The sequence below is a fragment of the Bacillus sp. JJ1127 genome (assembly GCF_036965845.1).
GTDB lineage: Bacteria > Bacillota > Bacilli > Bacillales > Bacillaceae_G > Bacillus_A.
In genome coordinates, this window is record NZ_JBALQK010000035.1 from 3,136 (window position 1) to 11,935 (window position 8,800).

8 protein-coding genes and 1 pseudogene are annotated in these 8,800 nt (G+C 32.7%); 8 read left to right on the forward strand and 1 reads right to left on the reverse strand.

The genetic code is table 11. The features are described 5' to 3' along the window. The first annotated feature begins 63 nt into the window (after window positions 1-63). The 7 genes from V7183_RS04355 to V7183_RS04385 all read left to right on the forward strand — a co-directional run bounded on the left by V7183_RS04355 (window position 64) and on the right by V7183_RS04385 (window position 7,362). Complete coding sequence (locus V7183_RS04355) at window positions 64-732, forward strand: glycosyltransferase family protein (RefSeq protein ID WP_335358797.1); 669 nt, start codon at window positions 64-66, stop codon at window positions 730-732. A gap of 337 nt (window positions 733-1,069) precedes the next feature. Then, window positions 1,070-2,056 carry a methyltransferase domain-containing protein gene (locus tag V7183_RS04360; RefSeq protein WP_335358798.1) on the forward strand — a complete coding sequence of 329 codons (987 nt, stop codon included), beginning with the start codon at window positions 1,070-1,072 and terminating at the stop codon, window positions 2,054-2,056. A gap of 461 nt (window positions 2,057-2,517) precedes the next feature. Continuing rightward, entirely contained in the window at window positions 2,518-3,288 is a 771-nt protein-coding gene (locus tag V7183_RS04365) for a TylF/MycF family methyltransferase (RefSeq protein ID WP_335358799.1), read from the forward strand. 49 nt (window positions 3,289-3,337) lie between these two features. Further along, window positions 3,338-4,084 carry a TylF/MycF family methyltransferase gene (locus V7183_RS04370; protein WP_335358835.1) on the forward strand — a complete coding sequence of 249 codons (747 nt, stop codon included), beginning with the start codon at window positions 3,338-3,340 and terminating at the stop codon, window positions 4,082-4,084. Between the two features lie 199 nt (window positions 4,085-4,283). Then, a complete protein-coding gene (locus V7183_RS04375; RefSeq protein WP_335358800.1) occupies window positions 4,284-4,907 on the forward strand; it encodes a CmcI family methyltransferase in 624 nt (207 codons plus the stop codon). 239 nt (window positions 4,908-5,146) lie between these two features. Continuing rightward, complete coding sequence (locus V7183_RS04380; RefSeq protein ID WP_335358801.1) at window positions 5,147-5,842, forward strand: glycosyltransferase family protein; 696 nt, start codon at window positions 5,147-5,149, stop codon at window positions 5,840-5,842. Between the two features lie 440 nt (window positions 5,843-6,282). Further along, entirely contained in the window at window positions 6,283-7,362 is a 1,080-nt protein-coding gene (locus V7183_RS04385; RefSeq protein ID WP_335358802.1) for a CgeB family protein, read from the forward strand. A gap of 124 nt (window positions 7,363-7,486) precedes the next feature. Here the strand turns inward: V7183_RS04385 and V7183_RS04390 are convergent, their stop codons facing one another. Next, window positions 7,487-8,059, reverse strand: coding sequence for a hypothetical protein (locus V7183_RS04390; protein WP_335358803.1), 573 nt, complete (start codon window positions 8,057-8,059; stop codon window positions 7,487-7,489). A 548-nt stretch (window positions 8,060-8,607) separates the two neighbouring features. On the opposite strand from V7183_RS04390, the pseudogene V7183_RS04395 reads away from it, so the two are divergent. After that, window positions 8,608-8,800: pseudogene (locus V7183_RS04395) on the forward strand (hypothetical protein); the annotation flags it as partial.

An 8,800-nucleotide genomic window follows, 5' to 3' on the forward strand; every position in this document is an offset into this window, starting at 1 on the left:
TAAAATATGAAAAAAATCAGAATGGAAAATAAATCAAATTCTGAATTTATAGGAGAAGGTTAGATGAGTAGTAAAAAAATAAGTTTTATATCTTGTGTTAATAATTTTGAAGAGTACAATGTAGCATTACGTCATATTGATTCTTTGAAGGTTCCGTATGGTTATAAGATTGAAACTGTAGCTATCGAAAATGCTACAAGTCTTACATCTGGATATAATGAAGCAATGAAAAAAAGTGATGCGAAATATAAAGTTTATCTTCATCAGGATGTTTATATCCTGAACGAACAATTTATATATGATGTAATTAGATTGTTTGAGAACTATTCTAAATTAGGAATGATTGGAGTAATAGGAGCAAAAACTGCCCCAAATGGATTATGGTGGGCTAGCTCAGAGATATACGGAAGTGTGTATGATAGTTCGAAAGGAAAAGGTAACTTCGAGTTATTAGGGCTTCATGAGGCAATAAATGATTATGAGAAAGTGTTGGCTATTGATGGTTTAATAATGATTACTCAGTATGATCTTATGTGGAGAGACGATTTATTTCAAGGGTGGCATTTTTATGATGTTTCCCAGAGTCTTGAGTTTATAAAGGCTGGATATGAAGTAGGGGTTGTGAAACAAGGCAGTCCTTGGTGTATTCATGACTGTGGTTCTCTAGATTTTACTGGCTATGAAGAAAATAGGAAGATCGTTGTTCAAAATTATCCTGAATATGTTTTCTAAAAACAATTGCTATGAACCTTGTAATAGTTTTATAAGAAATCCACATAGCTAAGGAAGTATCGAAAAATAACCTTTTATTTTACACAGTCAAGGGTAGCTTATCTAATATGTTACTAGACATAGCTACCAAATGTCACAGGAATATTTTATTTGATAATTTTAAAGGGGAGAATAGTAGATTATGAGGTTTAAAAAAATGTATTATACCACAATTAAGCTTAGGGGGTTCTACAAAACATGGAAAACTTGCACGCTTATATTCTTTAATTTTCAAAAAAATGATACGTAAATATATAAGTTGGAAAGAAAATTAAATTCAAATGGGAGGGAGTTTGTTTTGAACTTTGAAGGGTTCTTTGATATTTGTGATCTCCATATGCTTCTGGGATGGGTAATGAATAAAGATAGGGACGATCAAGTTGTAAATGTTGATATATATGATTTTGATCAACTAATTGTAACAATACCAGCTAATCTATTCCGTGAAGGTTTAGTAGAACATGGAAAAGGAACTGGCTATCATGCCTTTCAATATCCAGTTCCCTGGTATTTAAAGGATGGTAAAGAACATTTAATTAGTGTAAAAGTTTCAGGAACGAATATGCATTTAATTGGAAGTCCTAAAATATTGAAATATGATATTGTTACAAAAAAACGTATTGAAGTTGCCAGGGATTATTTACATGGAGTAGGTATTGAGATAGGTGCGCTTCATAGCCCATTACCAGTAAGAAGTTTAGAGGGAATCGATTCTATTAAATATATTGATAGAATGGATAAGGAAAGTTTACGTAGGTATTATCCGGAATTAAGCAATTATGATTTTGTAATAGTAGATATTGTTGAGGATGGAGAAAAATTAACCAAAATAGACGACAACTCGTTAGATTTCATCATATGTAATCATATGTTAGAACATTGTGAAGATCCGATTGGAACAATTAAGAACTTTATGCAAAAGTTAAAAGATAATGGAATGGTTTACTTAGTGATTCCAGATAAACGATTTTGCTTTGATAAGAATCGTGAATTAACGTTGTTTGAACACTGTGTGCAAGATCATTTACAGGGGCCGGAAATCTCAAGATATAATCATTATCTTGAATGGGCTAAACTTGTTAATAAAATACCGGAAGAAGAAGTCATTAGTCAAGCAAATGAATATATGGAAAAGGAATTAAACATACATTTCCATGTATGGGATTATCATAGTTTTTATGAGTTTTTAGTTAAAACAATAGAATATTTGAATAATAGTTTTAGTATTGAAAAATTTGAACAAAACATAACAGAAATCATTACTATATTAAAAAAAGTAGATTGATTTAATAGTACCTTCTTATGCTTCAATAAAAAATGTGTGATCGAGCATCAAGGTGTAAAACAGAATAGTGGGCTGCTTTAAATAAGGATGAAATTTATTTTTTTATATTGATCATTCATTTAACAATTGATGACCTATTACCGTAGTTTACAGCAACAGGACATCTTTTTTATAGAAATGAAGAGATGAAGGGGAATTTCAATGTTGTATATAATGTTAAATTTTAAGCTTTAGAATTTCTTTTAAGTTATATTAATAGCCTTAGTGATAGTTATAGATTTTGTGAAAGTGAAAGTAATGATTTGTTTTTTTATGAATATATTGGAAGTGGCGTGCGATTGATAAATTCATTGAGTGTTTCTATGGGTAAAGTAACATGGTAATAATAGTGACTTTGAAGGACTTATTATTATGAAAATGAACATAATCTTATATCAATATCGTATGAAGGGGAGGAGATTATGTATACAGACCGCAGGAAAGAAATGTATCTTGAATTACTAAAAAAAGCGATTTTGTTTGAGATTTGGCAAGAGCATGAAGAGGATCTTCTTTCGGGGTGGGGTATTAATCAAGCAATACCTGCAGATCCTGAAAAAAAGAGAATGGGAGAAATCTGGCCGAAATTTGCGCATAGTATGATTGGACGTATGCGTATGGATAATTTACAGATGTGTATGGAAACGTCTCTAAAAGAAAATATAGAAGGAGATTTTATTGAAACGGGTGTGTGGCGAGGAGGTGCTTGTATCTTTATGTGTGGTTTTTTAAAGATTCATGGAATTGAAGAGCGTAAGGTATGGTTGGCGGACTCGTTTCAAGGGTTGCCAGCTCCAAATGAAATAAAGTATCCGAGAGATAGAGGAGCCGGGTTTCATACGATTGATTATTTGCGTGTATCCCTAGAACAAGTACAGGGGAATTTTCAAAAGTATGACTTACTTGATGAAAATGTTCGATTTCTAAAAGGGTGGTTTAAGGATACGTTACCTATTGCTCCAATTGATAAATTAGCGATTTTACGACTGGATGGTGATCTTTATGAATCTACAATGGATAGTTTGACAAATTTATATGATAAGGTATCAAAGGGTGGTTTTATTATCATTGATGATTATGCATTGCCTACCTGTGAACCAGCAGTTACGGATTTTCGTAGAGAACGCAATATTACGGAGTCTCTTATTTCAATCGACAATCATGCAGTGTATTGGCGAAAATCAAAAGATTAATTCTTTTAGGTAAGGAGAGGATATCGTGTATATAGAACGAGAGAAAGAAATGTATCTTGAATTATTAAAGAAGACGATTTTGTTTGAAATTTGGCAGGAACATGAACAAGATATTATGGGAAGTATCTTTAATAGGACAATGGCTGTAGATCCTGAAAAACATAGAATGGGAGAAATCTGGCCACAAATGGCTCATAGTATGATTGGGCGTATGCGTATGGATAATTTACAGATGTGTATGGAAACGGTTCTAAAAGAAAATATAGAAGGAGATTTTATTGAAACAGGTGTGTGGCGAGGAGGCGCTTGTATATTTATGTGTGGTTTTTTAAAGGTTCATGGAATTGAAGACCGTAAGGTATGGTTAGCAGATTCTTTTCAGGGATTACCACCTGCAAATGAAGCAAAGTATCCAAAGGATAAACTATTAAACTGGTTACATACCGTTGATTATTTGCGCGCATCATTAGAAGAAGTAAAGAATAATTTTCGAAAATATAATTTGCTTGATGACAATGTTCGATTCTTAAAAGGGTGGTTTAAGGATACGTTACCTATTGCCCCAATTGACAAATTAGCAATTTTGCGACTAGATGGTGATCTTTATGAATCTACAATGGATAGTTTAACAAATTTATATAGTAAGGTATCAAAGGGGGGGGTTATTATCATTGACGATTATGAATTAGATACGTGTAAACCAGCCGTTACAGATTTTCGTAGGGAATATAATATTACAGAACCACTTATTCGAATTGATAATTACGCAGTATATTGGCGAAAACAAAAAAGTTGAATCTTTTAGGTAAGGTTTGTTGATTCTTCCTACGATGTTTTTACTTTATTTGTTATTATGTAATGTATTCTTGGTTTTTATAGAATTTATTTTCTGAATATTAAGAGTTAATTGGTGTATAACTTAACACTTAAACTATATTCTTAGTGTATATATTTTTTATAGAATAAAATGAAAATGTAGATGAGAGGTGTTCTATATGTATAGGCTTATTGAAGAATTTCACAAACATTACTATACAAGCTTAGTATGGGCCACGAGCACGAAATGGTTAGGGGTTCCAATGCAAAAATGTCCTTTAGATTTATTTTTATATCAGGAAATAATTCATGAAATCAAGCCTGATCTCATTATTGAATGCGGGACACATAGTGGAGGAAGTGCGTTATTTTTTTCATCAATGCTGGATTTAGTTCAAAAAGGAAAAATTATTTCTATTGATATAGCACCTCAGCCCAATCTTCCTACTCATCCACGATTAACTTATTTACAGGCATCTTCAACATCCCCTGAAGCGATAGAAAAAGTCCAAAGTATGATTAATCCTGGAGATGTAGTAATGGCGATTTTAGACTCCGACCACAGCAAAAAACATGTGCTTGATGAATTAAGATTATATGGTAAATTTGTTACAGCAGGAAGTTATTTAGTTGTAGAGGATACAAATATAAATGGTCATCCCGTATTACCGAATTGGGGACCAGGACCTATGGAAGCATTAGAGGAATTTATGAGAAGGAATAATGAGTTTGTCATAGATGAAAGTAAGCATAAATTCTTTTTAACCTTTCATCCTAAAGGATTTTTATACAAGGTAAGGTGAAGAATGTAGTATCTTAAATTGAACTGTTTACAAGTTCTTCTTTATAGAAACTTAGGTTTTTTATTGTAGAGGAAGGACTTATATTTGTGTCGGAGTGAGAGGGTGTATATAAATTTATATGGAAATTACACGTTTTTAATTAGCCGAAAGGAGGTTAATGCATAATTTAAAAAAGGAGGACTTAAAAATATGAAGAAGAAAAAATAACTATAATTTTTAGATTAATAGGGGACCTATTGATGAATAATAAAAAAGTTTGTTTCATATCTTGTGTGAATAATTTTGATGAGTACAATACGGCTTTACAGCATATTCAATCCTTGAAGATTCCTAATGGTTATGAAATAGAAACAATAGCTATTGAAAATGCAGTTAGTCTTACATCTGGATATAATGAGGCAATGAAAAAAAGTGATGCGAAGTATAAGGTATACCTGCATCAGGATACTTATATTTTAAATCAAAACTTTCTATACGATATAATTACATTATTTGAAAAAAACCAAAAATTAGGAATGGCTGGAGTATTAGGGGCGAAAAGGATACCAAGTATTTCTGGGTGGCCACGTAGATTTACGTATGGAGGGTTATATCATGCCCCTACAAAGGGGAACACGGAGCTGTTATGGTTTCATCGTGTAATAAATGAATATGAAAGGGTGTTGGCTATCGATGGCTTCATCATGTTCACTCAGTACGATCTTGTATGGAGAGAAGATATATTTCAAGGTTGGCATTTTTATGATATTTCCCAAAGCTTAGAGTTTGTTAAATTGGGATATGAAGTAGGTGTTGTTAAACAAGTAAGTCCTTGGTGTCTTCATGATTGTGGTGTTATAAGTACAGAAGGCTACGAAGAAAATAGAAATATCTTTCTTCAGAGTTATGGTACTTATATTATGAATAATCAGTGGCGATTATTTTGGAATGTATAGTTTGGTGAACAGGCTGCCACGATTAAGAGATTGTATGAACAGGGAATATGGTTTAAGAGGAATACGGGTTTTCTAGATTATTGAGATATAAATGATGTATAGAAGAAAGCAATTTGTAATACAAAATAATTCATTTTAGATTCATAAAAATAAGGTAGAATAGTAATTATTCTACCTTATTTTTATAGAGAAAGACTCTGAGGTATTAAGGGGGTATTTCTTGAGAGAAAAATATGTAGTATTTATATGTAATTAAAATCATGTCTGATAATTAGAGAATTTGCTTTATGCACCAGCGACTGTAATAAAGGTATTCGATAATGGTGAATCTCAGATGAATTAAGAGGCGCTATTTTGCAACTGGAATTATTGTATTAGTTTCAACTAAAAATATTTTTTTATCATAATTATGCCCCAAGGAAGGAGCGCATTAAAATATCATGAAAGAAGATTATGGATATCGGAATTCTTATGATCATCCTCTAAATTCCTCTCAAAATAATTCCAATCCAATTTCGCAAAAAAACTTTAAAAATCTCATCATCATATTTGTATCCTCTGAATACGATGTCCCATATTGGCCATTAGAAAGAGGAATTATTGATAGTCTAAAAGAGGCTGTTCGGGAATTACATGTAGTATCACCAAAGCAGGATTTAGTGCGAGTTTCCCAAAAAGTAAAACCAGATCTTGTCCTTGTCTTTAGCGGATTCAAACTACCTTACTATCAAGTAGAAATGCTGAAGAGGAATGGAATAAAAACAGCTGTATGGATGACGGATGATCCATATGTTATAGACCAAAGCAAAAAAATTGCACCTTTTTATGAATTTGTTTTTACACAAGAAAAAAATTGCGTTTCTTTCTATAAATCGATAGGATGTCAAAATGTTTATCATCTGCCGCTTGCTGCAGATCCTAATGTATTTTATCCGAGGGAGGTTGATGAAAAATATAAAACAGATATTTTGTTTATTGGAGTGGCATTTTCAAATCGTGTAAGATTTTTTGATGAAATTGCGAACTATTTGGTAAATAAAAATATACTCATTTCCGGTGTTGGCTGGAAAAATATGCAGAATTATCATTTGCTGCAGCAAAGAATCAATGCAAATCATTGGCTGTCTCCTGAAGAAACAGCAAGCTACTATAATGGGGCAAAAATCGTACTTAACCTACATCGTTCACATGATGACCCGACTATTAATAAAAATAGTGAAAAGATAGAAGCTTTATCTCTTAATCCTCGAACATTTGAAATATCTGCTTGCGGAGCTTTTCAACTAACGGATATTCGTCCGGATTTAGGTGAATTTTATAAACCTGGCTATGATATTGAAACATATCGTACACCTCAGGACCTTATAGAAAAGATAGAATATTATTTAAACAATGAGGAAGAAAGAAAAACGATAGCTTCAAGGGCCATAAAAAGAGTTCAAAATGAACACACTTTTTCACATAGAATCATAGAATTGCTCGGTATAGTTTTTCCTGAAAAAGAACTGAATATAGAATGATAGTGTATAGAAAGAGGATAGATAGGCATTATAGGTGAGAACATTCCATGTAGTCTTTAAATGTTATATTGGGGGATGAAAAAGAAAGCAATGTATAGAGAATCCTCTGTACATTGCTTTTTCATTAAAAAGCAGATTCAATTGTTAATACTGCAGTCGTAATAGTAAGCAAGTCTGGCGAATTGCCAGGAGTAACAATGCCAAAAAGTTGAATTCCGATTTCAGTTCCCGCAGCTAAAAAGACAGGTGCAGGTGGCCGCTGAGCGAATGGGACTTCAACTGTTTTAGGGTTACCCATGAGGCTAAGGGTCGCCGTAGCTTGAGAGCCAGGAATAGCGATTCCGCCGGCAGTCAGTTGAGTTGATGCAGCGTCAATATTTCCTCCTCTAGAAAAAGCTTTAAATTGGTAAAATAAGTTATAAAATCCGCTTGTTAGAATTACAAGTTTACCGGTACCAGCGTTAAAACCAATACCATTTCCAATACTAGCTGCATCTAGTGGAATATCCACAACTGATCCAGTAGTAACAATTCTCTCTAGGTCAGTATTTAAAGCTGCGGTTCTAGCTAAAAATCCAGCAACACAAGGAGGACAAAGATTAGTAGGAAAAGGAACAGAGATAGTGCCAGGGGTAGGACATGAAACAGCCATCTTAAAATGAGAACCATGATGATGTGATCCACAACAATCAAACATATTTTCACCTTCTTTTCTTATTTAGTACATTATATTTAATGCAAATAGGAGTAGATTTGAAATGGACAAATTCCTATTTTTTTATGCTAAGGACGTCCAATCCCCTATAGTTCATCCCAAAAATTTAGCTTAATTTGAGACAGGACATTTGAAAAGATATTAAAAGATAAAGTTATGAAAAACTTGAGGATGTATAGATATATCGTTATCTATTTCATATATAGGCACATTTTCTTTATGCAATATTGAATTTGATTATGACTGTTTTTTCTCATGGCAAGGCTGACGGATATGTAAAGAATAATAAAAGCGGAATCCTTAAAACAGTAGTTGTTTAATTATAGTGATGTAGTCCAATACTTTAAGGCTTATAACCTCAGAAATCATGGTAGGTAAAGGGAATAAGGAAAGCTGATAATCAATTCATATTGTATGGAGTGAGAAGATACATGAAATCACATGTCTACATATAAAAAATAAAGCAAATTTCCGTATCACGTGAATATACATCTAACAGTGGGAGTTTGTAAGAATGGGAGGGAATTGACTTGAAACGGAAACAGAGCAAAGCTAAAGATAAGCGATCGATAATATATATTGCACAACCTACACTTAATGAGGCTAATTTGAACATGCAGAAGACGTTTATTATAAAACCAGAAAATAAATTGGAATCTGTAGCGGAAGAAAAAGAAATAAGCACCAAGGAAGAAGTGGATGTTATAGCGGAAGCTGAAATGA

Excerpts from the sequence above, each read along its gene's own strand:
- V7183_RS04355 (WP_335358797.1), top strand. The coding sequence starts at position 64 with ATGAGTAGTAAAAAAATAAGTTTTATATCTTGTGTTAATAATTTTGAA.
- V7183_RS04365 (WP_335358799.1), top strand. The coding sequence starts at position 2,518 with ATGTATACAGACCGCAGGAAAGAAATGTATCTTGAATTACTAAAAAAA.
- V7183_RS04370 (WP_335358835.1), top strand. The coding sequence starts at position 3,338 with ATGTATCTTGAATTATTAAAGAAGACGATTTTGTTTGAAATTTGGCAG.
- V7183_RS04375 (WP_335358800.1), top strand. The coding sequence starts at position 4,284 with ATGTATAGGCTTATTGAAGAATTTCACAAACATTACTATACAAGCTTA.
- V7183_RS04380 (WP_335358801.1), top strand. The coding sequence starts at position 5,147 with ATGAATAATAAAAAAGTTTGTTTCATATCTTGTGTGAATAATTTTGAT.
- V7183_RS04385 (WP_335358802.1), top strand. The coding sequence starts at position 6,283 with ATGAAAGAAGATTATGGATATCGGAATTCTTATGATCATCCTCTAAAT.
- V7183_RS04390 (WP_335358803.1), bottom strand. The coding sequence starts at position 8,059 with ATGTTTGATTGTTGTGGATCACATCATCATGGTTCTCATTTTAAGATG.